This is a genomic window from Thauera sp. AutoDN2 (assembly GCF_051280715.1).
Classification (GTDB): domain Bacteria; phylum Pseudomonadota; class Gammaproteobacteria; order Burkholderiales; family Rhodocyclaceae; genus Thauera.
The window spans coordinates 121,425-147,783 of sequence record NZ_JBNCAR010000003.1; the positions used below are offsets into that span (position 1 = coordinate 121,425).

The window sequence follows — 26,359 nt, forward strand, 5'->3', positions numbered from 1 at the left end:
ATGTTTGCACCCGCTCGGGTGTGGATGGGCTCGGCATCCGCAGGGCGGAGGTTCAACCCTTCGAAAACTTGGAGTATCAAATGTCCGTAACGATGCGTCAGATGCTGGAAGCCGGCGTCCACTTCGGTCACCAGACCCGCTTCTGGAATCCGCGCATGGCCCCTTTCATTTTCGGCCAGCGCAACAAGATCCACATCGTCAACCTCGAGAAGACGATGGTGAAGTACAACGAAGCCATGGACTTCGTGCGCAAGCTCGCGGCCAACCGCGGCAACATCATGTTCGTCAGCACCAAGCGTCAGGCGCGCGAGATCATCGCCGAGGAAGCGCAGCGCGCCGGCATGCCCTATGTTGACGAGCGCTGGCTCGGCGGCATGCTGACCAACTTCAAGACCGTCAAGCAGTCGATCAAGCGTCTGAAGGAAGTCGAGGCGATGATGGAAGACGGCTCGATCGAGCGTCTGTCCAAGCGTGAAGCGCTGACCGTTCGCCGCGAACTCGAGAAACTGCAGAAGTCGATCGGCGGCATCAAGGAAATGGGCGGTCTGCCGGACGCACTGTTCATCATCGACGTCGGCTATCACAAGATCGCCATCACCGAAGCGCAGAAGCTCGGGATCCCGGTCGTGGCCGTGGTCGACACGAACCACTCGCCCGAGGGTGTGGATTACATCATCCCGGGTAACGACGACTCCTCGCGTGCCATCCGTCTGTACGCCCGTGGCGTAGCCGATGCCGTGCTGCAGGGCCGCAGCCAGGTGCTGCAGGAAATCGTCGATGCCGGCGGCGACGAGTTCGTCGAGGTCGAGGAAGAAGGCGCGCAAGAGCAGGCCTGATCCTCAGCGAAGGGGGCCCGAGGGGCCCCTTTTGCAATCCGGGTGGTGGGCGCGGCCGGCGACATGCCAGCTGTAACCCGCCCCGGAAAGAATTCAGGCTTCCGCGCCCGGGTCATGTGCCCGTGCGGGGCGGTAGCCGCAACCCGAACGTCAACCCAGATACATTCAGGAGCTAGCATGGCGGAAATCACCGCAAGCATGGTCAAGGAACTGCGCGAGAAGACCGACGCGCCGATGATGGAGTGCAAGAAGGCACTGACCGAGGCCGGTGGGGACATGGCCAAGGCCGAAGAGATCCTGCGCGTCAAGCTCGGCAACAAGGCAACCAAGGCCGCGGCCCGCGTGGCTGCCGAAGGCGTGGTCGGCATCGACATCTCGGCCGATGGCAAGCTGGGCTCGATCATCGAGGTTAACTGCGAGACCGACTTCGTCGCCAAGAACGACGACTTCCTCGCCCTGGTGCAAAACTGCGCCGGTCTCGTGTCCGCGAGCAACCCCGCCGACGTCGCCGCACTGTCGGCGCTGCCGCTGGGCGAAGGTACCGTCGAATCGACCCGCAGCGCGCTGGTCGGCAAGATCGGCGAGAACATGTCGATCCGCCGTTTCACCCGCGTCGAAGCCAAGGGCCAGTTGTTCTCGTACATCCACGGCGGCGCCAAGATCGGCGTGCTGCTGGACCTGGTCGGCGGTGACGAGCAACTCGGCAAGGACATCGCGATGCACATTGCCGCCTCCAAGCCGAAGGCGCTGGACGCGTCGGGCGTTTCCCAGGATCTGATCGACGCCGAGCGCCGCATCGCGATCGAGAAAGCCCGCGCCGACAACAAGCCCGAAGCGATGCTGGAAAAGATCGCCGATGGCACGGTGCAGAAGTTCCTGAAAGACGTCACCCTGCTGGCGCAGGTGTTCGTCAAGGCCGAAGACGGCAAGCAGACCATCGAGCAGTTGCTCAAGGCCAAGGGTGCATCGGTCGCGAGCTTCGCGCTGTACCTCGTTGGCGAAGGCATCGAGAAGAAGGTCACCGACTTCGCTGCCGAGGTGGCCGAGCAGGCCGCCGCTGCCGCTGCGGCCAAGCAGTAAGGAGATGCAGATGTCCGCCGCCTACAAGCGCATCCTGCTCAAGCTCTCCGGCGAAGCCCTGATGGGGGACGACGCTTACGGGATCAACGAGGAGGTCGTCACCCGCATCGTGTCCGAAGTCGCCGAGATCACGCAACTCGGTGTCCAGGTCGGTGTGGTGATCGGCGGCGGCAACATCTTCCGTGGCATGAAGGGCGCGGCTTCCGGCATGGATCGCGCCACCGCCGACTACATGGGCATGCTGGCCACGGTGATGAACGCCATGGCCATCGCCGATGCCATGCGCCGCATGGACGTGCCTGCGCGTGTCCAGTCGGCGCTGCGCATCGACCAGGTCGTCGAGCCTTACATCCGCGGTCGTGCGATCCGGCATCTGGAAGAGGGACGGGTGGTGATCTTCGCCGCCGGCACCGGAAACCCCTTCTTCACCACCGATACCGCCGCCGCGTTGCGTGGGGCCGAGATCGGCGCCCAGATCGTCCTCAAGGCCACCAAGGTCGATGGTATCTACACGGCCGATCCCAAGAAGGATCCGCAGGCTCAGCGTTACCATCGCATCAGCTTCGACGAGGCCATCGGCCGCAACCTGGCGGTCCTGGACTCGACCGCGTTCGCGCTGTGTCGCGATCAGAAACTGCCGATCAACGTGTTTTCGATCTTCAAGCCCGGCGCGCTCAAGCGTGTGGTGATGGGCGAAGACGAAGGCACGCTGGTTCATTCCTGAACTCCGGAGAATGCGCGCATGATCCCCGAACTCAAGAAGACCGCCGAAGGCAAGATGCAGAAATCGGTCGAGTCGCTCAAGACCGACCTTGCCAAAATCCGTACCGGTCGTGCCCACGCCGGTCTGCTCGACCACGTCATGGTCGAGTACTACGGCTCCATGGTGCCGGTGAATCAGGTGGCGAACGTCACCCTGATCGACGCCCGCACGCTGGGCGTGCAGACCTGGGAAAAGCCGATGCTGGGCAAGGTCGAACGCGCCATTCGAGACAGCGACCTCGGCCTCAATCCGGCCAACATGGGGGAGCTGTTGCGTGTGCCCATGCCGGCGCTCACCGAAGAGCGCCGCCGCGACCTGACCAAGGTCGTGCGCCACGAAGGCGAAAACGCCAAGGTCGCGATCCGCAACCTGCGTCGTGATGCGAACCAGCAGCTGAAGGATGCCGTCAAGGACAAGGCGATCTCGGAGGACGACGAGCGCCGTGGCGAGGAAGAGATCCAGAAGCTTACCGACCGATACGTCGCCGAAATCGACAAGCTGCTCGCCCAGAAAGAGCAGGAACTGATGCAGATCTGATCCGCTTCCGGATCGGCTGCTCCCTTATGGGCAGAACAGGAGGCGGAGCATGAGCGGACGGTTCAGAAGTTCCACCCGGGACATCCCCGAGGTGTCGGCGGTACCGCGCCATGTTGCCGTCATCATGGATGGCAATGGGCGCTGGGCGCGCAAGCGCCTGCTGCCGCGTGTCGCCGGCCACAAGCGCGGGGTGGAAGCCCTGCGCTCGGTCATCCGCGCCTGCATGGAGCGTGGTGTCGAATACCTGACGGTGTTCGCCTTCAGCTCTGAAAATTGGCGCCGGCCGGCCGACGAGGTTTCCTTTTTGATGCAGCTGTTCCTCAATTCGCTGCAGAAAGAGGTCGGCCGCCTGCACGAAAATGGCATCCGCCTGCGCGTGGTTGGCGACCTCTCCCGTTTCGACGCAAAGCTCGTCGAGATGATTCACGCCTCCGAAGCCCGCACCGCCGCTAACACGCGCTTCACGCTCACCGTGGCCGCCAACTACGGCGGTCGGTGGGACATCATGAACGCGATCTCGCGTTTGATGGCCAGGCATCCCGGGCGGAGCGAAGCCTTCACCGAGGACGAGCTCGCCTCCGAGTTGTCGATGCATTACGCACCCGAGCCTGACCTGTTCATCCGCACGGGTGGCGAGACGCGCATCAGCAATTTTCTGCTCTGGCAACTCGCCTACACCGAGCTTCACTTCACCGATGTGCTTTGGCCTGATTTCGATGCGGATGCGCTGGACGAGGCGATCACCTCGTATCAGCAGCGCGAGCGCCGCTTCGGCCGTACCAGCGAACAGCTTCAGACGACACTACAGACACGGGGCGACAATGCTTAAGGACCGGGTGATCACTGCGATCCTGCTGCTCGCGGGGCTGCTTGGTGCGCTGTTCCTTCTGCCGCCGTTGGGCTGGGCGGTCGTCTGTTCCCTGATCTGCGCTGCGGCTGCCTGGGAGTGGGGAGGGCTCGCGCGCTTCGAGCGTCCGCTGCGCGTGAGTACCGCAATCATCTTCGGCGTCACCTGCCTGCTCATCGGGCACCTCGCCGGTCTTGCCGATGGAACGCTCGCCGGGGGAGCGCTACTGTTGCCGCTGTATCTGCTGAGCGCCGTGTTCTGGCTTCTCATCGCGCCCGTGTGGCTGGCGCGCAAATGGTCGCTGGCGAATCCGATGGCGGCCTCCTTGGTTGGCTTCGTCGTGCTTCTGCCCACTGCGCTCGCCATGATGCACCTGCGCCTCATAGGCCCGGGCGTGCTGCTCGGGGCGATGGCGGTGGTCTGGGTGGCAGACATCGCGGCCTATTTCTCCGGTCGGGCCTTCGGCCGCCGCAAGCTGGCGCCATCAATCAGCCCGGGCAAGACCTGGGAAGGGGCGGCCGGTGCTGCGCTTGCCGTGTTGCTGTTCGGGTTCGGTGTGCTCGTGGGGCTCGGGGCGAATCAACCCGGCGGGGCGCTGGTCATCGGTGTCGCACTGGTCGCCTGGACTGCGATCAGCATCGTCGGCGACCTGTTCGAATCGCTCTTGAAGCGTCAGGCTGGTCTCAAGGACAGCGGCGCCCTCCTGCCTGGACATGGCGGCATCCTCGACCGGATCGACAGTCTCACCTCCACGCTGCCGCTGGTTGCCTTTGCCGCGCTTTTGCTTGCGCGCTGACGCGGCTCAGCCGCCCTTCGTCGCCCCCGTTCTGGAACTCCCCACGACATGGTTCAATCCGCACTCCGGCGCCTGACCGTTCTCGGTGCCACCGGCTCGATCGGGCAGAGCACGCTCGACGTCGTTGCGCGCCACCCCGATCGATTCGAGATCTTTGCGCTCAGTGCCCAGCGTCAGGACGACAAGCTGCTCGCGCAGTGCCTGCAGTTTCTGCCTCGCTACGCGGTGATGGGCGACCCCGCTGCGGCTTCTCGGCTAGAGGGTGCCTTGCGTGCGGCGGGTAGCCGTACCGAAGTGCTCTGTGGCGAGCACGCGCTTGAACAGGTGTCGGCGGCGAGCGAGGTCGACATGGTGATGGCGGCCATCGTCGGCGCAGCCGGACTGCGGCCCACGCTTGCCGCCGCGCGCGCCGGAAAGAAGGTGCTCCTCGCCAACAAGGAGGCCCTGGTGCTGTCGGGTGCGCTGTTCATGGAGGCGGTGGCGCGCAACGGCGCGACCCTGCTGCCGATCGACAGCGAACACAACGCGATTTTCCAGGCGCTGCCGGCCGACTATACGCGCCGCCCCTCGGATGCAGGCGTTCGCCGCGTGCTGCTCACCGCCTCCGGCGGCCCGTTTCGCGCTGCGCCGCTGGACAGCCTCGCTGCGGTGACGCCCGAACAGGCCTGCGCACACCCGAACTGGGTGATGGGGCGCAAGATCTCGGTGGACTCCGCAACCATGATGAACAAGGGCCTGGAAGTCATCGAGGCGCACTGGCTGTTCGGCGCGCCGGCGCAGATGATCGAGGTCGTCGTGCATCCACAGAGCGTGATCCATTCGATGGTGGAATATGCGGACGGGTCGGTCATTGCCCAGTTGGGCAACCCTGACATGCGCACCCCGATCGCACACGCCATGGCCTGGCCGGAGCGTATCGAGGCGGGCGTGAAGCCGCTCGACCTGTTCGCGATCGCACGGCTGGAGTTCGAGCGTCCCGATCTGGAGCGTTTCCCCTGTCTGCGACTGGCCTTCGAGGCGCTGCAAGCCGGTGGCGCAGCCCCGGCCGTTCTCAACGCCGCCAATGAGGAGGCCGTGGCGGCTTTCCTCGACCGCCGCATCGGATTCCTGGACATTCCCGCCGTCATCGGCGAGACGCTGGAACGCAGCGGCGCGCTTGCGGTCGATTCGGTGGAGGCGGTATTCGCCGCCGACGCTGCCGCACGCGAGTGGGCGCGCGACCAGATCCGACTTCGCCAGGCTACCTGATGACACTGTTCGATTACCTGATTCCCTTTGCGCTTGCGCTGGGGCTGCTGATCCTCATCCACGAGTTGGGCCATTACCTGGTCGCGCGCTGGTGCGGGGTCAAGGTGCTGCGTTTCTCGATCGGCTTCGGCAAGCCGCTGATCCTCCGCCGCGCAGGGCGGGACGGGACCGAATGGGCGCTTGCGGCCTTTCCGCTCGGTGGTTACGTGAAGATGCTGGACGAGCGTGAAGGCACCGTGGCGCCGGAAGAACTGCATCGCGCGTTCAACCGGCAGAGCGTCTACCGTCGCTTTGCGATCGTCGCAGCCGGGCCGCTGGCCAATTTCCTGCTTGCCATCCTGCTTTACTGGGGCCTGTTCGTGGCGGGTACCGAGGAGCTTCGACCGCGCGTGGCCCTTTCCGATACTCCGGCGATCGCCCAGGCGGCCGGCGTTCGGGATGGCGATCTGGTGGTTGCTGTGGACGAGGAGCCCGTGGCGAGCTGGCAGGATCTGCGCTGGGTCCTGCTGCGTCATGCGCTCGATCAGCGCGAGATCGTCCTGCGTGTGCGTACGCTGGAAGACGTGGATGCCCTTCGTAATCTGAACCTGTCCGGCGTGGCGATCGATGAGGACGGCAAGGATCTGATCGAACGCATCGGGCTGAAGCCCTGGCGTCCGGAGATTCCCGCCGTGCTCGGTCGGGTTGCCGAGGGCAGCGCTGCGGCCCGGGCGGGTCTGCTGAGCGGCGACCGCGTGCTGTCGATCGCCGATGTACCGATCGGCCACTGGGGTGAGCTGGTACAGGCGGTACGCCAGGCGCCGGGAAGAGCGCTGTCGTTCGAGGTCGAACGTGGCGGCGAACGCCTGCGCTTCAGCGTTGTCCCGGAGTCGGCGGAGGAGGGCAGCGCCCGCATCGGCCGCATCGGGGTGGGCGTTGCCGAGCCTGCGCCGGGTGGCGTGCAGATGTTCGGCGAGGTGCGCTACGGCCCGCTCGAAGCGATCGGCAAGGCCGTGCGGCATACCTGGGAGACCAGCGTGCTCAGCCTCAAGATGATCGGCCGCATGTTTACGGGTGAAGTGTCCTGGAAGAACCTTTCCGGACCGGTGACGATCGCCGACTACGCGGGGCAGACCGCGCAGCTCGGATTGAGCCACTACCTGAAGTTCGTCGCCCTGATCAGCATCAGCCTCGGCGTGCTCAACCTGCTCCCCATCCCGGTTCTGGACGGGGGGCACTTGATGTACTATACGGCCGAAATCATCAAGGGCGGCCCCATCCCCGAGCGCATCATGGAGATCGGCCAGCAGATCGGCCTTGCACTCCTGGTCATGCTCATGGCATTCGCCTTCTACAACGACATCAACCGTCTCATTTCCGGCTGAATCCCGCATGAATCGCAAGCTCCTGCCCGGGCTCCTGATGGCCCTGTTCGCCGCTGCGCCGGCCCTCGCATTCGACCCCTTCATCGTCAAGGATATCCGGGTCGAAGGCATCCAGCGCACCGAGGCGGGCACCGTGTTCAACTATCTCCCGGTACGAGTGGGTGAAACCTTCACCGAGGGGCAGGCTTCCGATGCCATCCGTGCGCTCTTCGCCACGGGCTTCTTCAACGACGTCCGCATCGAGACCGAGGGCGACGTAATCGTCGTCGTCGTGGACGAGCGCCCGGCAATCGCCGACATCGACTTCGTGGGCGTCAAGGAGTTCGACAAGGATGCGCTCAAGAAGGGCTTGCGCGATGTCGGACTTGCCGAGTCCCGCATCTTCGATCGCGCGCTGCTGGAGCGTGCCGAGCAGGAACTCAAGCGCCAGTACCTGTCGCGCGGCAAGTACGCCGCGACGGTGACCACTACGGTCACGCCGCTCGAACGCAACCGCGTCGGCATCAACTTCGCGGTGGAAGAAGGCGGCGTCGCGAAGATCCGCCAGATCAACATTGTCGGCGCGAAAGCCTTCGACGCCGACGATCTGCTCGACCAGATGCAACTGACGACGCCGGGCTGGCTGACCTGGTACACCAAGAACGACCAGTACTCGCGTCAGAAGCTCTCCGCCGATCTGGAAACCCTGCGCTCGTTCTATCTCGACCAGGGCTATCTCGACTTCAACATCGACTCCACGCAGGTTTCGATCACGCCCGACAAGCGCGACATCTACGTCACGGTGAACATCACCGAGGGTGAGAAGTACACCGTCACCGGCGTGCGCTTTACCGGCGATCTTGTGTTGCCGGAGTCGGAGTACGTGGCGCTGTCGAAAATCCGCCCCGGCGACACCTTCTCGCGCGAGAACCTGACCGAGACCACCAAGGCGATCACTGACCGCCTCGGCAATGAAGGCTACGCTTTCGCCAACGTGAACGCCGCGCCCGAGGTTGACAAGGAGAAGCGTGAGGTCGCATTCACGGTGTTCGTTGACCCGGGTCGCAGGGTCTATGTGCGCCGCATCAACGTCGGCGGCAACACCAAGACGCGCGACGAGGTGGTGCGCCGCGAGATGCGCCAGATGGAAGGCGGCTGGTACGACGCGGCGGCGATCAACCGCTCGCGCACCCGCATCGACCGGCTTGGCTTCTTTGACGAGGTGAACGTCGAGACCCCTGCGGTCCCCGGCACCACGGACCAGGTGGATGTCAACTTCACCGTCAAGGAGCGTCCAACCGGCAACCTGATGCTCGGTGCGGGCTTCTCCAGCGCGGAAAACATCGTCCTGTCGGCTTCGATTGCACAGCAGAACCTGTTTGGCAGCGGCAATGCCTTGACCCTCGGACTGAACACCAGTGAGTCGAGTCGCACCCTGGCGCTCTCGTTTACCAATCCGTATTACACGGTGGACGGCGTGAGTCTTGGCTGGGATCTCTATCACCGCACCTACGATGCGGACGAACTCGATAGCGTGTCACCTTACAAGACGGTTTCGACCGGTGCCGGTATCCGCCTGGGCTGGCCGATTGCCGAAGATGACCAGATCAATTTCGGTCTGACGGCCGACCACACCGAGATCACGACCTACGCGTTGAGCCCCAAGCTCTACAAGGACTTCTGCCGCGACTTCGGTGGCTGCAACAACAGCGACGGCACCGGCGATGTGACGGTTACCAGCCTGATCGCGACTGTGGGCTGGGCGCGCGACAGCCGCGACAGCTTCACCTATCCGCGTTCGGGCACGTATCAACGGGTCTATGGCGAGTTGACGGTTCCGGTCGGAGATCTGCGTTACGGCAAGATCGGCTATCAGCACCAGCACTGGTTCCCGATCGGGCGTGATTACGCGCTGATGCTCAATGCAGATGTGGGTTGGGCGAAGGGCTTCGGTGGCAAGGAGGTTCCGTTCTACAAGAACTACTACGTCGGCGGTATCGGCTCGGTGCGCGGTTACGACCAGGGCTCGATCGGTCCCAAGTTCCGGGACACGGACGGGGACGTGACCTCGACCGGCGGTACGCGCAAGATCGTCGGCAATGCCGAGTTCTACTTCCCGATGCCTGGTGCAGGCAAGGACCGTTCGTTCCGCATCTCGGCGTTTTTCGATGCCGGCTATGTCTGGGGCGAAGACGAGCAACCCCTGGGCAGCGACCAGTTCGAGGAGCAGAAGCTGCGCTTCAGCGACCTGCGCTACAGTACCGGTCTCGCATTCGCGTGGAGCTCGCCGATCGGCCCGCTCAAGTTCAGCTTCGGTCATCCGCTCAACAAGAAGGACCAGGACGAAGTCCAGCGATTCCAGTTCCAGCTCGGCAGCGTGTTCTGACGCTGCGGGCGATCCAGTTTCATCCGGAGGCATAAGTGAAAGTCAGTACCCTCTCCCTGGTTGCAGCCGCGCTGCTCGCCCTCTCCCAGGCCGCCATCGCAGAAACCAAGATCGGTTTCGTCAACTCCGACCGCGTGATGCGCGAGGCGGCGCCGGCCGTGCGCGCGCAGCAGCGCCTCGAGAAGGAGTTCGAGAAGCGCGACCAGGAACTCCAGCGCATGGCGCGCGACCTCAAGTCGATGCAGGATGACTTGGAGCGTAACGGTCCCACGATGGGCGAGAATGATCGTCGTAACAAGGAGCGCTCGTTCACCGACCTGAACCGCGACTTCCAGCGCAAGCAGCGCGAGTTCCGTGAAGACCTGAACCAGCGTCGCAACGAGGAACTCGCCACGGTGCTGGATCGGGCCAACCGCTCGATCAAGGACATCGCCGAGAACGAGAACTACGACATCATCTTCCAGGAAGCGGTGTACGCGAATCCGCGCATCGACATCACCGACAAGGTCATCAAGGCCCTGTCCGACGCCAAGTAAGCACGGCAGGCGCATGTTCCGACTGCAAGAACTGGTTGACCGCCTCGGTGGCGAACTGCGCGGCGACGGCGACGTCGCCGTTGCGCGTGTCGCCACGCTGGAAAAGGCCGGGGAGGGCGACCTCGCCTTTCTCGCCAACCGCAAGTACCTCGCTCAGGTGAGGGACTGTGCGGCCAGCGCGTTGATCGTAGGCCCCGATTCCTGCGAACAACTCACCGCTCGGACGCTGATCGTCACCCCGGATCCCTACCTCTATTTCGCCCGCGTCGCGCAGATTTTCTCTCCGCAGCCCGCACCCCGTCCGGGTGTGCATCGGATGGCCAGCGTGGATTGCGTGGTACCGGCGAGCGTCGAGGTGGGGCCGGGTGCCTGCGTCGAAGAGGGAGTCGAGCTCGGCGAGGACGTGGTGATCGGGCCGAACTGCTTCGTCGGACGTGGTGCGCGCATCGGGCGGGGTACGCGCCTGCATGCGAACGTAACGGTCTACCACGACTGCGTGGTCGGCGAGGACTGCATCCTGCATGCCGGCGTGGTGGTCGGTGCGGATGGTTTCGGCTTTGCCCGTGAGCGATCCGGTGCCTGGGTCAAGATTCCGCAAACCGGGCGGGTCGTGATCGGCAACGACGTGGAGATCGGTGCGAACACCACCATCGACCGGGGTGCGCTCGACGACACGGTGATCGGCGACGGCGTCAAGCTCGACAACCTGATCCAGATCGCGCACAACGTCCGTGTCGGCGCGCACACCATCATGGCAGGCTGCGCAGGCGTCGCCGGCAGTGCGCAGATCGGGGCGCGCTGCATGATCGGCGGTCAGGCGGGCATCTCCGGGCATCTCGAGATCGCAGATGACGTCGTGGTCTCCGCATGGACCCTGGTTGCCAAGTCGATCAACAAGCCGGGCGTGTATACCGGGAATCTCCCCCTGCAGACCCATGGCGACTGGGTGAAGAACTTCTCCCACCTGCGCCACCTGGATGCGCTCGCGAAGCGCGTCCGCCAACTCGAACATAATCATCACGACGGTTCCGAAGACCGCAATCCGGGCTGAACGATCATGGACATCAAGGAAATCCTGCAGTACCTCCCGCACCGCTACCCCTTCCTGCTCGTCGATCGCGTGCTTGAGATCGAGCCGGGCGTGCGTGCGCGGGCGCTCAAGAACGTGACCATGAACGAGCCCTTCTTCCCGGGCCACTTCCCGCATCATCCCGTCATGCCCGGCGTGCTCATCATCGAGGCCATGGCGCAGGCGGCAGCGCTGCTTTCATTCAAGAGCAGCGGGGTCAAGCCCGATGAGAACTCGGTGGTGTACTTCGCCGGCATCGACCACGCGCGCTTCAAGCGACCGGTGGTGCCGGGCGACCAGTTGATCTTCGAGGTGGAGATCACGCAAAGCAAGCGCAACATCTACAAGTACAAGGCGCGTGCGACCGTGGACGGTGATCTCGCAGCCGAGGCCGAGCTGATGTGCGCGATCAAGACGCTATGATCGATCCGAGCGCCAGCATCCACGCCACCGCGATCGTCCATCCCGGCGCACGGATTGCCGCTGGCGTCCGCGTTGGCCCGTACTCGATCGTCGGCGAACACGTCGAGATCGGCGAACGTACCCGCATCGGCCCCCATGTAGTCATCGAGGGGCACACCCGCATCGGGTGCGACAACGAGATCTTCCAGTTCTGCTCGATCGGCGCCAGCCCGCAGGACAAGAAGTACGATGCCGAGCCCACCCGGCTCGAGATCGGTGATCGCAACACGATCCGCGAGTTCTGCTCCTTCAATGTGGGCACCAGCCAGGATGCGCACATCACGCACATCGGCAGCGACAACTGGATCATGGCCTATGTGCACATCGCCCACGACTGTCATGTAGGCAATCACACCACCTTCGCCAACAACGCCACGCTGGCAGGCCATGTACAAGTTGGCGACTGGGCGATCCTGGGCGGTTTCACCGGTGTGCACCAGTTCTGCCGCGTTGGTGCGCACAGCTTCTGCGGCGTGGGAACGGTGCTCCTGCAGGACCTTCCGCCGTTCGTGACCGTGGCGGGCAACCCGGCCAAGCCGCACGGCATCAACAGCGAAGGGCTGCGCCGCCGAGGGTACTCGGCCGAGGCAATCGCCGGCGTCAAGCGCGCCTACCGTACCCTCTACCGCAGCGGACTGTCGCTCGAAGAGGCTCGCCAGCGCGTGGCTGAGATCGCCGCCGCGCAGCCTGAAGTCGCCCTGTTCTCGGATTTCATCGCCGAATCCGGGCGTGGTCTCGTGCGCTGAGCACGCCGACCTTGCGATGACGGTCCGTATTGCCATGGTCGCCGGAGAAACCTCCGGCGACCTGCTTGCCAGCCATCTGATCCGTGCGCTCAGGCAGCATGTGCCCGACGCGGAGTTCTTCGGCATCGGCGGGCCCAGGATGCAGGCCGAGGGCTTCGAGGCGCGCTGGCCATGCGAACGGCTCGCCGTGCATGGCTACGTCGATGCGCTGAAGCGTTATCGCGAGCTTTCGGGAATTCGCCGCGACCTGCTGGGGCAGATCCTGCACGAGCGACCCGATGTCTTCATCGGGGTCGATGCGCCGGACTTCAACCTCTGGCTCGAAGGCAAGGCGCGCGCGGCGGGCATCGCGTCGATCCATTTCGTCAGCCCTTCGATCTGGGCCTGGCGGGGCGGCCGCATCAAGCGCATCGCGCGCTCGGTGTCACACATGCTGTGCCTGTTCCCGTTCGAGCCCGAACTCTATGCGCGGGCCGGGGTGCCCGTGACCTACGTTGGTCACCCCCTTGCCGACGTGTTCCCGCTGCAGCCCGACCGCGACCAGGCGCGGGTAGCCTTGGGTATTGCCGTCGCGCAACAGGTGGTGGCACTGCTGCCTGGAAGCCGGCAATCCGAGGTGCGCAATCTCGCTGCCACCTTCATCGAAACTGCCCGCCGGTTGCGCGAGCGGGCGCCGGATCTGCGCTTTCTCGTTCCGCTCGCAACGCCCGAGACCCGGCAGATTTTCGACGAGGCCATTGTCCGTTGCCAGGCGCAGGACGTGCCGCTCGAACTGCTTCCGGGCCAGGCAGTGGAGGCAATGACCGCGGCTGATGTGGTGCTGGTGGCGAGCGGGACGGCGAGCCTCGAGGCCGCGCTGCTGAAGCGACCGATGGTGATCACCTACCGCATCGGCAAGTGGCAGTACCGCCTCATGAAACGGATGGCCTATCTGCCTTGGGTCGGCCTGCCGAACATCCTGTGCGGGGATACTGTCGTGCCCGAACTGTTGCAGGACGATGCGACGCCCGAGCGGCTCGCCGAAGCGCTGCTTGCCTGGCTCCAGGAACCCGCCCGTCGGGCAGTGGTCGAGGCGCGCTTCATGGAACTGCACCTCAGCCTGAAGCAGGGTACCGCCCGCAGGGCGGCCGAGGCCATCCTGCCTTATCTTTCCCGCCCCGGGGCGTGAGCACGCACATGCGGACGCCGGACCTTTTCGACGAGATACCTGCCGGCCTGCCCGCGAGCGGTCTGGTGTGTGGAGTGGACGAGGCCGGTCGCGGGCCGTTGTGCGGGCCGGTGGTGGCCGCGGCGGTGATCCTCGACCCCGCGCGGCCGATTCCCGGCCTGAATGATTCCAAGAAGCTCAGCGAGGCAGCACGCGAGCGCCTCGCACCGCTGATCCGGGAGCGGGCGCTGGCGTGGGCTGTCGCGCAGGCCGATGTCGAGGAAATCGATCGGCTCAACATCCTCCACGCAACCATGCTCGCGATGCAACGCGCCGTAGACGGGCTGTCGCTGGCGCCGATCGAGGTGCTGATCGACGGCAATCGCTGCCCCCGCCTGCGCTACCCGGCGCGCGCCATCATCAAGGGTGATGCGACCGAGCCCGCGATATCCGCTGCTTCCATCCTTGCCAAGACGGCCCGCGACGAGGCCATGCGCGCGCTGGATGCCGTCTGGCCCCAGTATGGACTGGCTGCGCACAAAGGGTATCCGACGGCGGCGCATCTGGCGGCGCTGGAGGCGCACGGCGTGCAGTCCTTCCACCGGCGCAGTTTCGGGCCGGTGCGCAGGCTGCTCACGGCGCCGGGAGAGCGCTGAGCGGTGGAGATGAAGGCGATCCGTTCCCGCGACAACGCGCTGGTCAAGCACTGGCACGCGCTCGCCCACTCAGCACGAGATCGGCGCAAATCCGGGCAGACGCTGCTGGATGGCGCGCATCTGCTACGCGCAGCGCTGGATGCGGGCTGCCCGTTCGAAGCAGTGATCGTTTCCGAGAGTGGTCTCGAGCAGGCGGAGATCTCAGGCCTCTGCGCCGCGCTGCCCCCCGGCGTGCAGCGCTACCTGCTGACCGACGCCTTGTTCCGGCATGTGAGTCCGGTGGATACACCCGCGGGAGTGCTTGCGGTGGTGGAGCCCGCAACGGTCCTCGTCGACGAGGGCGGTGGGATCCTTCGCCCTGAAAGCCTGATCGCGCTGGATGCGGTGCAGGATCCGGGCAACCTCGGCACGATCCTGCGTACCGCCGCGGCGGCCGGAATCCGGCGTGCGCTGCTGGGTGAGGGCTGCGCCCACGCGTGGTCGCCGCGGGTGCTGAGGGCCGGAATGGGTGCCCATTTCGCGCTGCGGATCGAGGAAGGGCTGGATCTTCCCGCGCGCCTTGCAGGCTATCCCGGAGTGCGGATCGCAACTGCGCTCGGTGCGGGTGCGCGCCCGCTCTACGACCTCGACCTGCGTGGGCCGGTCGCCTGGCTCTTTGGTGCAGAAGGCAAGGGCCTGTCGCGGGAACTGCTGGCATGCGCCGACCAGCGCGCCGTAATCCCCATGTTGGGTGCCATGGAGTCACTCAATGTGGGTGCTGCCGCTGCGGTCTGCCTGTTCGAACAGGCCCGGCAACTGCGCAGCCGTTAAAAGCTTCACATTGGAGGGCGCCCGGGGCGTTGACGGGGGGACGGCACGCCCCGATGCTACACACTGATCCGGAGCAGCGCTCCGGCACACACCTAGACGGCCACAGGCCGCAACCCGGGTTGGAGACACCTTAGATGGCGAAATACCTCAAGACCGCTAAAGGGCAGGAGGAGATCAACTCGCGCACGCATGGGCTGGGCCTGCGCGCGCGACGCGTACTGATCCTCGTGGACGGTGAGCGTGACGCGGACGTGCTTGCAGCAATGAGCGGGGCACCCGATGTCGAGGACGTGCTCACGGTGCTCGTGGAAGGCGGCTTCATCGAAGCGAGCGTGGCGCCGCAAGCAGCTGCCACGGCGAGCGCTGCGGTGGTGGAGCCGATCCCGGCCCCGAAGGGCGCGGGCGCCAGCGCGGAGAAGGTAAGGATGGCGCGCGACTTCATGATGAACACGCTGCGTACCTTCCATGGTCCGTACGGCAAGCTCGACCTCGTCAAGCGTATCCATTCGTCCAATGCCGAGGACGAACTTCATGGCCTGTTCGACGAGTGGCTGGTTTCGATCACCGAAACCAGTATCGGGCGCAAGCGCGCCGACGAGCTTTCCGCCCGCTTGCGCGGGGTGCTGGCCGGGTCCTGATCCGGGCCGGCGCTTCAGCGCGGCAAGGTCAGTGCAGTTGCCTGATCTGCGGGCGAGCCGCCCGGCGTCCACTGCAGCAGGCCTAGCAGGGGCGCAGCGATGCGCTGGCGAAGCGCCTCCACGTTCTGCTCCCGGCGCAGCATTTCCGCATCGACACAGTTGCCGATCCAGCCGGCGAGCGTCAGCCCGCGATGTGTGATGGCTTCGACCGTCAACAAGGCGTGGCTGAGACAGCCCAGGCGCAGGCCGACCACCAGGATCACCGGCAGCGCAAGCTCGACCGCGAGGTCTGCGCTGTCATAGTCCTCCGCGAGCGGCACCTTGAAGCCGCCCACGCCCTCCACGAACACGACATCGGCCTGCCTGCGAAGCGCCGCAAGCGCATCGACCACCGGAGCCGGCTCAACCCTGCGGCCTTCCTCCGCCGCCGCGATGTGGGGCGCGATGGGTGCAGCGAAACACCACGGATTCAGCCGCTCCAGCCCGGGGTCGAAGCTGCCGGCCGCGCGCAACGCGGCCACGTCCTCATTCAGGAGAACGCCGTCGACCCGTTCGGCGCCTGCAGCCACCGGTTTCATGCCGAGGGCGCGCAAGCCTTGGTTACGTGCGGCCTGCAGCAGCGCACAGGTGGAGAAGGTCTTCCCGATTCCGGTGTCGGTGCCGGCGATGAACCAGGCGGGGGCGAGGCTTGCGGTGCCGGCTGGCGGGGTCATGCGCCGTCTCCGATCGGGGGGTTTGCGATCAGGGGTTTGCGTAGTGCGAGCAGAATGACATCGTAGGTCGCGGGTAGCAGCCCGTTGCTGCGCCGGTGGCGTTCGTACTGTGCCTGCAGTTGCATCCACGCCGCACGTCCGAGCGCTTCGCGCCGACGTCCATGGTCGACCGTCGCCGCCCCGATTGCCTTGATGTCGCGCAGCAGGCTGCGGAGGTCTTCAGCGCAGGCGTACATGGGCCGCGTGTCGAGCGCTTCTACGGCGAGCCCGGCAGTGGTCACGTCCTGAACCCAGCGGCTCGCGGGGTGGAATTCGATCGTGTGGCGAGCGTCGTCTATGCTGGCGAACGCATCGCGCAGTTCGTGCAGCGTTGCAGGCCCCAGCGTTGCGATCAGCGCGACACCGCCAGGGGCCAGTACGCGCGCGCATTCCGCCAGTGCACGTGCAGGATCGCACCACTGCATGGCGAGGCTGGACCAGACCATGGCAAGGCAGGCGTCTGCGAGCGGCAGGTGCTCAAGGTCGGCACACACGGGCATCAGGGTGGGGGTACGGCTGGCCGCCTGCGCGCCGTGCCGGCTGCGTGCGCGCTCGAGCATGGCGGGCGCGAGATCGAGCGCGAGCAGCGACGCACCCGGGCAGAGAAGCTCGATCGCTGCCTGCCCGAACCCGGTACCGCAGCCCGCATCGAGCACCCGCGCGTTCGGGCGAGGAGTGGTCGCAGTGGCGGTTTCGCGGCCGAAGACCTGCAGGGCCTGGCAGATCGCGCGCTGTATCTCCGCTGCGGCGTCGTAGCCGTCGGCGGCCTGGTCGAAGGCCCGGCGGATGCGGTGGCGTCGCACGCGATGTGCGCTCAAACGCACACGATCGTCGGTCGCGGCGGGATCGTCGCGCGAGGCCTTATCCATGCATGAAGCGCTCGATCAAGCGGGCGCAGTCCGCAGCATGCGACAAGGGCAGCGCGTGTCCGCCGGCCGGAAGGCGCGCCAGCTGCGCGTCGGGGAGGGCCTGCGCCAGCATTCGAGCGGCGGCAACGGGCATCAGCGCATCGTGTTCGCCGTGGATCAGCAGGCAGGGCTGTCGCACCTGCGCAAGCACTGGACGCAGATCTGCGCAGGCGAGCAGCTCGAGTCCCGCGCGCAGGCCGGCATGTTCGCCCGTTCCACCGCGGTGTTCCGGGGCGAGACAGGATTCGAGCTGGCCGGCAAGTACCTTGCGTGTGGCCTCACCCAGGCACTGCAGGGCGAGAAAGCGCCGCAGCGTGGCCTGTGGCGATTGCGCGAAGCCGCTGCAAAAGGCGCCCACGGTTTCCGCCGCCAGACCGGGCCATACCGTCGCGGGTTGCGCTACCGCTGCAGTGTCCGGCACCTCGGCCACGAAGCGTGCGGTGCTTGAGATCAGCACCAGTCGGGAGACACGCGTGGGATGGCGCGCAGCGATGTCGAGCGCGAGCAGGGCGCCGAGCGACCAGCCCACGAGGGTGGCCTGCTGCGGCAAGCGTGCGAGCAGGGCGTCGGACCAAGCGGCGAGCAGATCCTCAGGCGCGGCATGGCGCGCGGGTACGGCGCCGGCGTGCCCGGGCAGCGCAGGCGCCAGCACCGGCCGGTCGCCCAGCAGCGCGCGCAGCGGCGCCCACACTGCGGGCGACATCGCCCAACCATGAAGGAGGACAAGCGGCGGCGCTTCGCCGCGCGTGTCGTGCGAAGGCAAGCTGGCGTTCATGGGGTGAGGCGCTGTTCAAGACCGCACAAGGTTTCTGCCAGGCAGCGCACATCGTCCTCGCTGTGGGCTGCACTCAAGGAGATGCGCAGACGGGCCGTGCCCGCCGGAACGGTCGGCGGGCGGATTGCCGGCACCCAGAAGCCCGCCGCCTCGAGTGCGGCGGCGACTGCGAGGGCCTCGGCGTTGTCGCCGATCAGCACCGGCTGGATCGGCGTACGTGAGTCCATCAGGCGCCAGCGCACGAAACGGGCACGACTGCGCAGACAGGCGATCAGGTGTGCGAGCCGGTCGCGGCGCGCATCGCCGTCCTCGATCAGTTGCAGGCTCTCGAGCAGCACGTGCGCCAGCGCAGGGGGGGCACCGGTGCTGAAGAGATAGGTACGCATCTTCTGCAGTAGCCATTCGATCAGTTCTGCCTGACCCGCGATGAAGGCGCCTGCCACCCCGGCGGCCTTGCCGAGGGTTCCGATGAGCACGATACGCCAGGCTTCGGGGTGGGTCAGCACGCCCGCTTCGGCCAGTGCGCCGCGCCCTTGTGGTCCGAGTACGCCGAAACCATGCGCGTCATCCACGACCAGCCAGGCATCGTGGCGGGCTGCGAGCGCGAGCAGCGCGGCAAGTGGGGCTACGTCACCGTCCATGCTGAACACGCTGTCGGTGACGATGGCCTTGTGCCGCGCCGTGCTGCTGGCGAGCAGGTGCTCGAGCGTGGCCAGGTCGAGGTGGGGGTAGCGGCGCAGCTCGGCACGCGAGAGCAGGGCGCCATCGACCAGCGAAGCATGGACCAGGCGGTCGGCGAAGATTGCGTCGCCACGTCCGAGCAAGGCCGGCAGCACACCCGTGTTGGCCATGTAGCCGGTGGACAGGTAGAGCGCACGTTCGCAGCCCACGAAGCGTGCGAGCGCAGTCTCGAGCGCGTCGTGCACCGTGTAGTGGCCGCTCACCAAATGGGAGGCGCCGGCGCCGCTGCCCCAGCGTGCTGCACCGGCAGCCAGCGCCGTGGCGAGCCGGGGCTCCGCCGCAAGGCCCAGATAGTCGTTGCTGCAGAAGGCCCGCCGCGTGCCGCCATCCACGTTCGCCTGCGGTGCGCAGGGCTGCGCGTTGCTGCGCCGGCGCCGGCGCAGCGCGTTCTGATCGAGCGTGGCGAGTCCGACGCGCAGATCGTCGAGCAGGCTCATTGGATTGGCGTTGCCAGCATCGGCGTGCAGGCGAGTGGGGCGCAGGCGAGTGGGGCGCAGGCGAGTGGGGCGCAGGCGAGTGGGGCGCAGGCGAGTGGGGCGAACATCGGGGGCTTCACGCGGCCTCCCGATGGAGCGCTTCGGCGAGTGCCGCGGCCGCGCCGTCGGCGAGGTGGGCGATGTCCGCCTCATCCAGGATGTAGGGCGGCATGAAATAGACCGTATTGCCGATCGGCCGCAGCAGCACACCATGTTCCAGCCCGGCGGCGAAGAAGCGGTGTGCGAAGCCGGACGGTGCTTCGGCCACGTCGAAGGCTGCGATCATCCCGGTCTGACGCAGGTGGCGTACCGCGGCGTGGCTGCCGAAGCGCTGCGCAAGCGCCTCGCCCAGGAGGCGGGCGCGGCTGCGGTTGGCCTCGATCACCCCGTCCTCGGCGAAGATGTCCAGGGTGGCGAGCGCAGCGCGGCAGGCGAGCGGATTGCCGGTGTAGGAGTGCGAATGCAGGAAGGCGCGCGTGCTGCGGTCGTCGTAGAAGGCGCGGTAGATCTCGTCGCGGGTGAGTACCAGCGAGAGCGGCAGGTAGCCGCCGGAGATGCCCTTGGAGAGGCACAGGAAGTCCGGCCAGCCGACCTCGGTGTCGGGCCCCTCCGCAGGGCCGGCAACCTGCTCCCAGGCGAAGAAAGTGCCGCTGCGGCCGCAGCCGACCGCGATCTCGTCGGCAATCAGGTGCACGCGGTAGCGTTGGCACAGGGCGCGCGCCCGACGCAGGTATTCGGCGTCGTACATCACCATGCCGGCCGCACCCTGCACCAGCGGCTCGACGATCAGCGCCGCAATGCCCTCGTGGTGGGCTTCGAGATGGGCTTCGAGCAGGCCTGCGGCATGGTGCGCGAGTTCGGCCGGCGTCTCGCCCTCTCGCACCCGGCGGGTGTCCGGGCACGGCACGGTGTCTCCTGCGCGCACGAGGGGTGCGTAGGCGTCACGAAAGACCGGCACGTCGGTCACGGCCAGGGCGCCGACCGTTTCGCCGTGGTAGCTGCCGGCAAGGCTGAGAAAGCGGGTCTTGCCGGGGTGCCCCGCATTGCGCCAGTAATGCACGCTCATCTTGAGCGCGATCTCGGTCGCCGATGCGCCGTCCGAGGCGTAGAAAGCGTGCCCCAGCCGATGGCCGGTGAGCGCTGCCAGGCGCTCGGACAGCTCGACTACCGGGGCATGGGTGAAGCCGGCCAGCATGGCGTGTTCGAGAGTCTCGAGCTGCGCGCGCAGCGCAGCATTGATGCGCGGGTTGCAGTGACCGAACAGGTTTACCCACCACGAGCTGATGCCATCCATCAGCCGGCGCCCCTGCGCGTCGATCAGCCATGCCCCCTCTCCGCACACGATGGGCACCAGCGGCAGCGTCTCGTGCGTCTTCATCTGGGTGCAGGGGTGCCAGACGGCGGCGAGCGAGCGGGCGAGCAGGTCGTCGGTGCGGGACATCCGGATACGGTTGGCTTGAAAGGGCGCCCATGTTGGGCAAAGGGGGTAGGGCTGTCAATTGTCGATGGAGGGGCGGTGTGGAGGCCGGCGGTGAAGAGGGGCGAGGGTGCTGGGGCATGAAGGGTTGGAGAATCGGGGCATGAAGGGATGGGGGATGGGGACGGCACGGCCGCGTGGAGGGCGGTCTGGGTGATGACGCGCCGGATCCGATTCGCGTTAACATTCACCGGGTCCGGCCTCCGTGCCGCTTCCGCGAAGATTCTGCACATGCTCCTCGTCATCTCTCCGGCAAAAGCGCTCGATTTCGAAACGCCACCCGTCACGTCAACCCATACCCAACCCGATTTTCTCGACGATGCGGCCGAACTCATCTCCGTGCTGCGCGACTATTCGCCGGCACAGGTCGCCGAGTTGATGTCCCTTTCCGACGCGCTCGCGAGCCTGAACGTGGCGCGCTATGCGAGCTGGTCGCGGCCGTTCTCTCCCGCCAATGCGAAGCAGGCGGTGCTCGCTTTCAATGGCGATGTATACGAAGGCCTGGATGCGGCGAGCCTGTCGGCCGAGGATCTGGCCTGGGCACAGGATCATCTGCGCATCCTCTCCGGCCTGTATGGCGTGCTTCGTCCGCTCGACCTCATGCAGCCCTACCGGCTGGAGATGGGCACGCGGCTCGCCAGCCCGCGCGGAAAGAACCTCTATGAGTTCTGGGGCGAGCGCATCACTGCCGAACTCAACCGACTGCTGTCCCGCGAAGAGCAAGCGGGCCGCGAGCGGGTGCTGCTCAACCTGGCCTCGGACGAGTACTTCAAGTCGGTGAAGCCGAAGAAGCTGAACGGGCGCATCGTCACGCCGGTGTTCGAGGACTGGAAGGGCGGGCGTTACAAGATCATCAGCTTCTACGCCAAGCGCGCGCGCGGACTGATGAGCCGCTACGTGATCCGCAAGCGGATCGATGCGCTCGATGCGCTCGAGGGTTTCGATCGCGAGGGCTATGCGTTTGCGCCCGAGGCTTCGGAGGCCGACCGGCTGGTCTTCCGTCGCCGCGAGGTGTGAGGCGATGAAGATCAGCTGCGCCTTCGATTCGGGTGCGATCGAGGTTCTCAGCCTCGAAGACCCATCCAACATCCGCCTGCGCTTGCGCAGCGACAACGCGGCCGACTTCCACCAGTGGTTCCATTTCCGGCTCACGGGTGCCGCTGGCAAGCCTGTGCGCATGGTGTTCGAGAACGCGGCCAGCGCCGCCTACCCGGAGGGTTGGCCGGATTACCGATGCGTGGCCTCCTATGACCGCCAGAACTGGTTCCGCATCGCCACGACCCGCTACGAAGACGGGGCGCTGATCGTCGAGCATACGCCCGAGCGCGACACCCTCTATTACGCGTATTTCGAGCCCTATTCGCACGAGCGCCATCTCGATCTGGTCGGGCGGGTGGAGCAGTCGCCCTATGCCCAGGTACGCAACCTCGGCAGCACGGTCGAAGGGCGCGACCTTGACCTGATCGAGGTCGGGCGGCCTTCTCCGCGGCGCGTGCCGCTGTGGATCATCGCCCGCCAACACCCGGGCGAGACCATGGCGGAGTGGTTCGTCGAAGGTCTGCTCGAGCGCCTGCTGGACGGCGCGGACGCAGTGGCGCGCAAGGTGCGCGAACACGCCGTGCTGTACATCGTGCCCAACATGAACCCGGACGGCGCAGTGCGCGGCAACCTGCGCACCAATGCGGCGGGCTGTAACCTCAACCGCGCCTGGCGCGAACCCGACGCGGCGACGAGCCCGGAGGTGCTGCGGGTACGGTCCGAGATGGAGCGCACCGGCTGCGAGCTATTCCTCGACATCCACGGCGACGAGTCCTTGCCCTATGTGTTCTTCTCTACCGCAGAAGAGGTGCCGGGATATGGTGCCGAAGCGCTCGAGGCCCAGGCGCGCTTCATCGAGTGCTTCGCTGCGGTGAGTCCGGACTTCCAGACGCACGAGGGCTACAAACCCGGGCGCTTCGCGGACGAGCTGCTGACGCTCGCGAGCAAATGGGTGGCGCACCGCTTCGGGTGCGTTTCGCTGACGCTGGAGATGCCCTTCAAGGACAACGCCAACCTGCCCGATGGGCACGTGGGCTGGAATGGCGCACGCAGCAAGCGCCTGGGCGCGGCGATGCTCAATCCGATCCTGCGCCATCTGGAGGCCGGGCGCGCAGGCTGAACGAGCCCGCCCGGGCGATTGGGACAACCCACCCGGTCTTCAGCCCTTGCTTCCCAGTTCTGCGAGGATGGCGGTGGCGCAGGCCACACCCGAACGCACTGCGGACTCCAGCGTGGCCGGGTACTCCGAATCCAGGTAATCCCCCGCCAGCCAAAGGCCGGGCAGCGGCGTGCGCAGTCCCGGGCGCAGGATGCCCGGCCGGCAGGCAAACGTGGCGCGCCGCTCGACGATCACTTGCGACCACTCCGGGGCGGGGAGCCGCCGGCCAAGCTGGCGTTCGAGCTGGGCATGCACGGCCAGGATGAGCTCGTCGCGCGCCAAGGCTTCATGTGGGCCGCGCGCACTGATCACACAGGACATCAGCCCCTCCGCCCCCCCCAGCTGGCCGCGGTCGAACACCCATTGCGCGGGATCGGCGGGATCGCCTCCTGCGAGGCCGATCATCGGTTCGGGCAAGCGCTCGCCCTTGCCCAGGGCGAGGTAGACGGAAACGATCGGCTCATGCTCCAGCGCATCGATCTGCGCGGCCAGCCGGTCGCAGGCGCCGGTGGACGCAAGCAGCGCGCTGGCATGGTAGGGCGCCGTGGCGACGACGACGTGGCGCCAGGCCTTGCCCTGGCTGTCGCCGCCCAGGGCAAGCCCGCCCGCAACAGGCGAGATCGATTCGATCGCATGGCCGGTGCGCAGCTTGCCGCGGCGAACACCGATGTAGCGCGCTGCCGGGACCGGAAACAGTTCGGACAGGTCGGTGCGCGGCAACAGCAGTTCGCTCGCTGCCGCGCCGGCGGCCAGGCTGTCGCGCAGCACATTGGCAAATATCTGGGCAGAGGATTCCGCCACGGGGGTGTTCAATGCCGCCACGCACAGCGGCTCCCAGATCAGTGTGCGCAGTGCGGGCGTCTGGCGGGTCTCCGAGAGCAGGGCGTCGACATGCATCCCGGGGTCGTCCAGGCGGAAGTTGCGCTTCTTCAGCCAGCGCATCATGTGCAGCATCGCGAGGCGATCCCCCCAACCGAGTCCCTTTGCACGCAGCAGCCCCACCGCCAGATGGAAAGGGGCGGGCAGGGCGGCCGCCTTCAGGTGCAGGCGGCCGGGGACGTGCAGGGTCAGCGGCAGGTGCGCAAGCTGCTTGGGTGAAACCCCGGTGAGTCGCAGCAGGCGGGTGAGCTCGGTGTACGCGCCGATCAGGATGTGCTGGCCGTTGTCCACCCGCCAGTGGTGGTCCTTGTGCACCACGCGCGCCCGCCCGCCCATGGTGTGCGAGCGCTCGAACACCGTGACGTGCACCCCGGCCCGCGCCAGTTCGACGGCGCAGGCGAGCCCGGCGTAGCCCGCGCCGATGATTGCGACCTCGGGTGCGCTCATGCGCGGAACCAGGTGGTGCCGGCCAGCCAGACCTTGCGCAGCGGGGTCAGGGAGGTGCGGCGGTCCAGCACCTTGAAGCCGTCGGCGGCGATCTCGCGCAACAGCGTGCGGTAGATGGCGGCCATCACCAGCCCGGGGCGCTGCGCTTTGCGGTCAACCGCGGGCAGGTGGGCGAAGGCCTGATCGTAGAATTTCTCCGCACGCTCGGCCTGGAACGCCATCAGCGCCCTGAAGGGCTCGGAGTAGCGCCCCTCGAGGATGTCCCGAGCCGGGACCTCGAAGCGCTGCAGATCCTCGATCGGCAGGTAGATGCGGCCGCGGCGGGCGTCCTCGCCCACGTCGCGGATGATGTTGGTGAGCTGGAAGGCCAGCCCCAGATCGTGCGCGTACTTGAGCGTCTGCCGGTCCTGGTAGCCGAAGATCTCCGCCGCGAGCAGGCCGACGACGCTTGCGACGCGGTAGCAGTAGAGCTGCAGTCCCTTGAAATCGAGGTAACGGGTCTGGGAGAGATCCATCGCCATGCCGTCGATGATCTCGAGCAGTTGTTCCTGTGGCAGACGAAAGCCCTGCAACACGTCCTTCAGCGCATGACCGACCGGATGCGTGGGCACGCCACCGTAGATGCGCCCGACCTCCTGTCGCCACCACTCCAGCTTGGTCTGTGCGAGCGAGAGGTCATGGCATTCGTCCACCACGTCGTCCACCTCGCGGCAGAAGGCGTACAGCGCGGTGATCGCCCGGCGCCGCTCGGCGGGGAGGAACATGAAGCTGTAGTAGAAGCTGGAGCCGCTCTTTGCGGCTTTGTCCTGGCAGTAATCGTGCGGATTCATGCAAACTTTCCGTAGTTCAGGGCGCGCCAGCCCAGGCGCAGCCAGTCGCTGCGACCCAGCGTGGGACGGTGGCGGAACACATCGTAGCCGACGGCCTCGATGCGTTCGAGAATGTGCAGGCCGCCGAGCACGACCAGGCGCAGCTCCCAGCCGACCCGGCCAGGCAGGGCGCGCGCAAGCGGGGCGCCTTCGCGCATCAATGTGCGCGCCCGCCCGACCTCGAAGGCGAGCAGGGACTGCCACGGCCCGGTGACCGGGCTGCGGCCCCGCGCCAGCCCGTCCAGTTGTGCCTCGTCGACGCCGAAGCGGGCCATGTCGTCCTGCGGCAGGTAGATGCGCGCCTTGCGCCAGTCGATCGCGACATCCTGGCAGAAATTGATGAGCTGCAGACTGGTGCAGACGGCATCCGAACGGCGCAGGTTTTCCGCGCTGTCGGCACGGTGCAGTGCCAGCATGAGCCGACCCACGGGATCGGCCGAGCACCGGCAGTAGTCGCGCAGTTCGGCGAAGTCGGCGTAGCGTGTCTTGCCGACATCCTGCATGAAGGCATCGAGCAGGTCGCGCAGGGGTTGGACCGGAAGCGCATGCGCCCGGATCGCCTGACCCAGGCGCGCGAACATGGGCGCCAGCTCGGGGTCGCTAACCGCCTGTCCGTTTGCACAGGCCTCCAGCGCCTGACGGTAATCGTGCAGGCGGGCAAGCCGGTCCTGCGGCAGCGCATCGCCTTCGTCCGCCACGTCATCCGCGCTGCGCGCGAAGGCATAGACGGCCTCCACCGGCGCACGCAGGTGCGCGGGTAGAAGCAGGGATGCGACCGGGAAGTTCTCGTAGTGTTCGACCGGCATGGGGAGCGTGGCGCAGACGTCACCGCGGGCCGGTGAGTGCTGTACAGGAGCGCGGAGTATATCGCGCACCAGGCGGCGCTCGGCTGCCGGCAAGTTGTGCGGCATGCATCGCGCGGTGTGCATCGGTGCAAC

Annotated in this window: 27 protein-coding genes; 19 read left to right on the plus strand and 8 right to left on the minus strand. The window is 66.4% G+C overall.

Annotation, left to right across the window (positions count from 1 at the left end):
• The first annotated feature begins 80 nt into the window (after positions 1-80).
• The 17 genes from rpsB (at position 81) to ACPT9U_RS03300 (ending at position 15,900) form a co-directional block, all read left to right on the plus strand.
• Complete coding sequence (gene rpsB / locus ACPT9U_RS03220) at positions 81-836, plus strand: 30S ribosomal protein S2 (protein ID WP_435749854.1); 756 nt, start codon at positions 81-83, stop codon at positions 834-836.
• A 177-nt stretch (positions 837-1,013) separates the two neighbouring features.
• The gene (gene tsf, locus ACPT9U_RS03225) at positions 1,014-1,916 is read left to right on the plus strand and encodes a translation elongation factor Ts (protein WP_418362737.1); all 903 of its coding nucleotides are present in this window, start codon (positions 1,014-1,016) and stop codon (positions 1,914-1,916) included.
• A gap of 10 nt (positions 1,917-1,926) precedes the next feature.
• Positions 1,927-2,640 carry a UMP kinase gene (gene pyrH, locus ACPT9U_RS03230; RefSeq protein ID WP_418362738.1) on the plus strand — a complete coding sequence of 238 codons (714 nt, stop codon included), beginning with the start codon at positions 1,927-1,929 and terminating at the stop codon, positions 2,638-2,640.
• An 18-nt stretch (positions 2,641-2,658) separates the two neighbouring features.
• On the plus strand, positions 2,659-3,216 hold the full coding sequence (gene frr, locus ACPT9U_RS03235) for a ribosome recycling factor (RefSeq protein ID WP_418362739.1): 558 nt from the start codon (positions 2,659-2,661) through the stop codon (positions 3,214-3,216).
• Between the two features lie 49 nt (positions 3,217-3,265).
• A complete protein-coding gene (uppS, locus tag ACPT9U_RS03240; protein WP_435749855.1) occupies positions 3,266-4,045 on the plus strand; it encodes a polyprenyl diphosphate synthase in 780 nt (259 codons plus the stop codon).
• Positions 4,038-4,859, plus strand: coding sequence for a phosphatidate cytidylyltransferase (locus ACPT9U_RS03245; protein WP_435749856.1), 822 nt, complete (start codon positions 4,038-4,040; stop codon positions 4,857-4,859). The genes uppS and ACPT9U_RS03245 overlap by 8 nt, the downstream gene beginning before the upstream one ends.
• Positions 4,860-4,907: 48 nt before the next feature.
• A complete protein-coding gene (ispC, locus tag ACPT9U_RS03250) occupies positions 4,908-6,107 on the plus strand; it encodes a 1-deoxy-D-xylulose-5-phosphate reductoisomerase (RefSeq protein ID WP_435749857.1) in 1,200 nt (399 codons plus the stop codon).
• Positions 6,107-7,471 carry an RIP metalloprotease RseP gene (rseP, locus tag ACPT9U_RS03255; RefSeq protein ID WP_435749858.1) on the plus strand — a complete coding sequence of 455 codons (1,365 nt, stop codon included), beginning with the start codon at positions 6,107-6,109 and terminating at the stop codon, positions 7,469-7,471. Before ispC ends, rseP begins: the two co-directional genes overlap by 1 nt.
• Before the next feature lie 7 nt (positions 7,472-7,478).
• Entirely contained in the window at positions 7,479-9,836 is a 2,358-nt protein-coding gene (bamA, locus tag ACPT9U_RS03260) for an outer membrane protein assembly factor BamA (protein ID WP_435749859.1), read from the plus strand.
• A 35-nt stretch (positions 9,837-9,871) separates the two neighbouring features.
• The gene (locus ACPT9U_RS03265; RefSeq protein ID WP_418362745.1) at positions 9,872-10,372 is read left to right on the plus strand and encodes an OmpH family outer membrane protein; all 501 of its coding nucleotides are present in this window, start codon (positions 9,872-9,874) and stop codon (positions 10,370-10,372) included.
• 13 nt (positions 10,373-10,385) lie between these two features.
• Positions 10,386-11,423 carry a UDP-3-O-(3-hydroxymyristoyl)glucosamine N-acyltransferase gene (gene lpxD / locus ACPT9U_RS03270; RefSeq protein ID WP_435749860.1) on the plus strand — a complete coding sequence of 346 codons (1,038 nt, stop codon included), beginning with the start codon at positions 10,386-10,388 and terminating at the stop codon, positions 11,421-11,423.
• A gap of 6 nt (positions 11,424-11,429) precedes the next feature.
• A complete protein-coding gene (gene fabZ, locus ACPT9U_RS03275) occupies positions 11,430-11,864 on the plus strand; it encodes a 3-hydroxyacyl-ACP dehydratase FabZ (protein ID WP_435749861.1) in 435 nt (144 codons plus the stop codon).
• Positions 11,861-12,649: an acyl-ACP--UDP-N-acetylglucosamine O-acyltransferase gene (gene lpxA, locus ACPT9U_RS03280; RefSeq protein WP_435749862.1), complete on the plus strand. Its 789-nt coding sequence runs from the start codon at positions 11,861-11,863 to the stop codon at positions 12,647-12,649. The genes fabZ and lpxA overlap by 4 nt, the downstream gene beginning before the upstream one ends.
• Positions 12,650-12,665: 16 nt before the next feature.
• Positions 12,666-13,817 (plus strand): lipid-A-disaccharide synthase, encoded by a 1,152-nt coding sequence (lpxB, locus tag ACPT9U_RS03285; RefSeq protein ID WP_435749863.1) that lies wholly within the window; start codon positions 12,666-12,668, stop codon positions 13,815-13,817.
• An 8-nt stretch (positions 13,818-13,825) separates the two neighbouring features.
• Positions 13,826-14,452: a ribonuclease HII gene (gene rnhB, locus ACPT9U_RS03290; RefSeq protein WP_435749864.1), complete on the plus strand. Its 627-nt coding sequence runs from the start codon at positions 13,826-13,828 to the stop codon at positions 14,450-14,452.
• Between the two features lie 9 nt (positions 14,453-14,461).
• Positions 14,462-15,262, plus strand: coding sequence for a TrmH family RNA methyltransferase (locus ACPT9U_RS03295; RefSeq protein ID WP_435749865.1), 801 nt, complete (start codon positions 14,462-14,464; stop codon positions 15,260-15,262).
• Between the two features lie 134 nt (positions 15,263-15,396).
• Complete coding sequence (locus ACPT9U_RS03300; protein ID WP_435749866.1) at positions 15,397-15,900, plus strand: hypothetical protein; 504 nt, start codon at positions 15,397-15,399, stop codon at positions 15,898-15,900.
• A 14-nt stretch (positions 15,901-15,914) separates the two neighbouring features.
• On the opposite strand, the gene bioD is transcribed toward ACPT9U_RS03300, so the two are convergent.
• The 5 genes from bioD to bioA all read right to left on the minus strand — a co-directional run bounded on the left by bioD (position 15,915) and on the right by bioA (position 20,993).
• Positions 15,915-16,613 carry a dethiobiotin synthase gene (bioD, locus tag ACPT9U_RS03305; RefSeq protein WP_435749867.1) on the minus strand — a complete coding sequence of 233 codons (699 nt, stop codon included), beginning with the start codon at positions 16,611-16,613 and terminating at the stop codon, positions 15,915-15,917.
• Positions 16,610-17,521, minus strand: a complete 912-nt coding sequence (locus ACPT9U_RS03310) for a methyltransferase domain-containing protein (RefSeq protein WP_435749868.1) — start codon at positions 17,519-17,521, stop codon at positions 16,610-16,612. The genes bioD and ACPT9U_RS03310 overlap by 4 nt, the downstream gene beginning before the upstream one ends.
• Complete coding sequence (locus tag ACPT9U_RS03315) at positions 17,514-18,335, minus strand: alpha/beta fold hydrolase (RefSeq protein ID WP_435749870.1); 822 nt, start codon at positions 18,333-18,335, stop codon at positions 17,514-17,516. Before ACPT9U_RS03315 ends, ACPT9U_RS03310 begins: the two co-directional genes overlap by 8 nt.
• Entirely contained in the window at positions 18,332-19,513 is a 1,182-nt protein-coding gene (bioF, locus tag ACPT9U_RS03320; protein WP_435749871.1) for an 8-amino-7-oxononanoate synthase, read from the minus strand. Before bioF ends, ACPT9U_RS03315 begins: the two co-directional genes overlap by 4 nt.
• Positions 19,514-19,628: 115 nt before the next feature.
• Positions 19,629-20,993, minus strand: a complete 1,365-nt coding sequence (gene bioA, locus ACPT9U_RS03325; RefSeq protein ID WP_435749872.1) for an adenosylmethionine--8-amino-7-oxononanoate transaminase — start codon at positions 20,991-20,993, stop codon at positions 19,629-19,631.
• 267 nt (positions 20,994-21,260) lie between these two features.
• On the opposite strand from bioA, the gene yaaA reads away from it, so the two are divergent.
• Together yaaA and ACPT9U_RS03335 are read left to right on the plus strand one after the other, a co-directional pair.
• A complete protein-coding gene (gene yaaA / locus ACPT9U_RS03330) occupies positions 21,261-22,046 on the plus strand; it encodes a peroxide stress protein YaaA (RefSeq protein ID WP_435749873.1) in 786 nt (261 codons plus the stop codon).
• 4 nt (positions 22,047-22,050) lie between these two features.
• Complete coding sequence (locus ACPT9U_RS03335; RefSeq protein WP_435749874.1) at positions 22,051-23,187, plus strand: M14 family metallopeptidase; 1,137 nt, start codon at positions 22,051-22,053, stop codon at positions 23,185-23,187.
• A gap of 39 nt (positions 23,188-23,226) precedes the next feature.
• Here ACPT9U_RS03335 and hpnE read toward each other — a convergent pair whose 3' ends face one another.
• From hpnE to hpnC, 3 genes are read right to left on the minus strand one after another with little or no spacing between them, the layout of a single operon-like run.
• Entirely contained in the window at positions 23,227-24,552 is a 1,326-nt protein-coding gene (gene hpnE, locus ACPT9U_RS03340) for a hydroxysqualene dehydroxylase HpnE (protein ID WP_435749875.1), read from the minus strand.
• Positions 24,549-25,382 (minus strand): presqualene diphosphate synthase HpnD, encoded by an 834-nt coding sequence (hpnD, locus tag ACPT9U_RS03345; protein WP_435749876.1) that lies wholly within the window; start codon positions 25,380-25,382, stop codon positions 24,549-24,551. Before hpnD ends, hpnE begins: the two co-directional genes overlap by 4 nt.
• The gene (gene hpnC / locus ACPT9U_RS03350; protein ID WP_435749911.1) at positions 25,379-26,227 is read right to left on the minus strand and encodes a squalene synthase HpnC; all 849 of its coding nucleotides are present in this window, start codon (positions 26,225-26,227) and stop codon (positions 25,379-25,381) included. Before hpnC ends, hpnD begins: the two co-directional genes overlap by 4 nt.
• Between the last annotated feature and the right edge of the window lie 132 nt (positions 26,228-26,359).

Coding starts and splice junctions, on each gene's coding strand:
- rpsB (WP_435749854.1), top strand. CDS start 81: ATGTCCGTAACGATGCGTCAGATGCTGGAAGCCGGCGTCCACTTCGGT.
- tsf (WP_418362737.1), top strand. CDS start 1,014: ATGGCGGAAATCACCGCAAGCATGGTCAAGGAACTGCGCGAGAAGACC.
- pyrH (WP_418362738.1), top strand. CDS start 1,927: ATGTCCGCCGCCTACAAGCGCATCCTGCTCAAGCTCTCCGGCGAAGCC.
- frr (WP_418362739.1), top strand. CDS start 2,659: ATGATCCCCGAACTCAAGAAGACCGCCGAAGGCAAGATGCAGAAATCG.
- uppS (WP_435749855.1), top strand. CDS start 3,266: ATGAGCGGACGGTTCAGAAGTTCCACCCGGGACATCCCCGAGGTGTCG.
- ACPT9U_RS03245 (WP_435749856.1), top strand. CDS start 4,038: ATGCTTAAGGACCGGGTGATCACTGCGATCCTGCTGCTCGCGGGGCTG.
- ispC (WP_435749857.1), top strand. CDS start 4,908: ATGGTTCAATCCGCACTCCGGCGCCTGACCGTTCTCGGTGCCACCGGC.
- rseP (WP_435749858.1), top strand. CDS start 6,107: ATGACACTGTTCGATTACCTGATTCCCTTTGCGCTTGCGCTGGGGCTG.
- bamA (WP_435749859.1), top strand. CDS start 7,479: ATGAATCGCAAGCTCCTGCCCGGGCTCCTGATGGCCCTGTTCGCCGCT.
- lpxD (WP_435749860.1), top strand. CDS start 10,386: ATGTTCCGACTGCAAGAACTGGTTGACCGCCTCGGTGGCGAACTGCGC.
- fabZ (WP_435749861.1), top strand. CDS start 11,430: ATGGACATCAAGGAAATCCTGCAGTACCTCCCGCACCGCTACCCCTTC.
- lpxA (WP_435749862.1), top strand. CDS start 11,861: ATGATCGATCCGAGCGCCAGCATCCACGCCACCGCGATCGTCCATCCC.
- lpxB (WP_435749863.1), top strand. CDS start 12,666: ATGACGGTCCGTATTGCCATGGTCGCCGGAGAAACCTCCGGCGACCTG.
- rnhB (WP_435749864.1), top strand. CDS start 13,826: ATGCGGACGCCGGACCTTTTCGACGAGATACCTGCCGGCCTGCCCGCG.
- ACPT9U_RS03295 (WP_435749865.1), top strand. CDS start 14,462: ATGAAGGCGATCCGTTCCCGCGACAACGCGCTGGTCAAGCACTGGCAC.
- ACPT9U_RS03300 (WP_435749866.1), top strand. CDS start 15,397: ATGGCGAAATACCTCAAGACCGCTAAAGGGCAGGAGGAGATCAACTCG.
- bioD (WP_435749867.1), bottom strand. CDS start 16,613: ATGACCCCGCCAGCCGGCACCGCAAGCCTCGCCCCCGCCTGGTTCATC.
- ACPT9U_RS03310 (WP_435749868.1), bottom strand. CDS start 17,521: ATGGATAAGGCCTCGCGCGACGATCCCGCCGCGACCGACGATCGTGTG.
- ACPT9U_RS03315 (WP_435749870.1), bottom strand. CDS start 18,335: ATGAACGCCAGCTTGCCTTCGCACGACACGCGCGGCGAAGCGCCGCCG.
- bioF (WP_435749871.1), bottom strand. CDS start 19,513: ATGAGCCTGCTCGACGATCTGCGCGTCGGACTCGCCACGCTCGATCAG.
- bioA (WP_435749872.1), bottom strand. CDS start 20,993: ATGTCCCGCACCGACGACCTGCTCGCCCGCTCGCTCGCCGCCGTCTGG.
- yaaA (WP_435749873.1), top strand. CDS start 21,261: ATGCTCCTCGTCATCTCTCCGGCAAAAGCGCTCGATTTCGAAACGCCA.
- ACPT9U_RS03335 (WP_435749874.1), top strand. CDS start 22,051: ATGAAGATCAGCTGCGCCTTCGATTCGGGTGCGATCGAGGTTCTCAGC.
- hpnE (WP_435749875.1), bottom strand. CDS start 24,552: ATGAGCGCACCCGAGGTCGCAATCATCGGCGCGGGCTACGCCGGGCTC.
- hpnD (WP_435749876.1), bottom strand. CDS start 25,382: ATGAATCCGCACGATTACTGCCAGGACAAAGCCGCAAAGAGCGGCTCC.
- hpnC (WP_435749911.1), bottom strand. CDS start 26,227: ATGCCGGTCGAACACTACGAGAACTTCCCGGTCGCATCCCTGCTTCTA.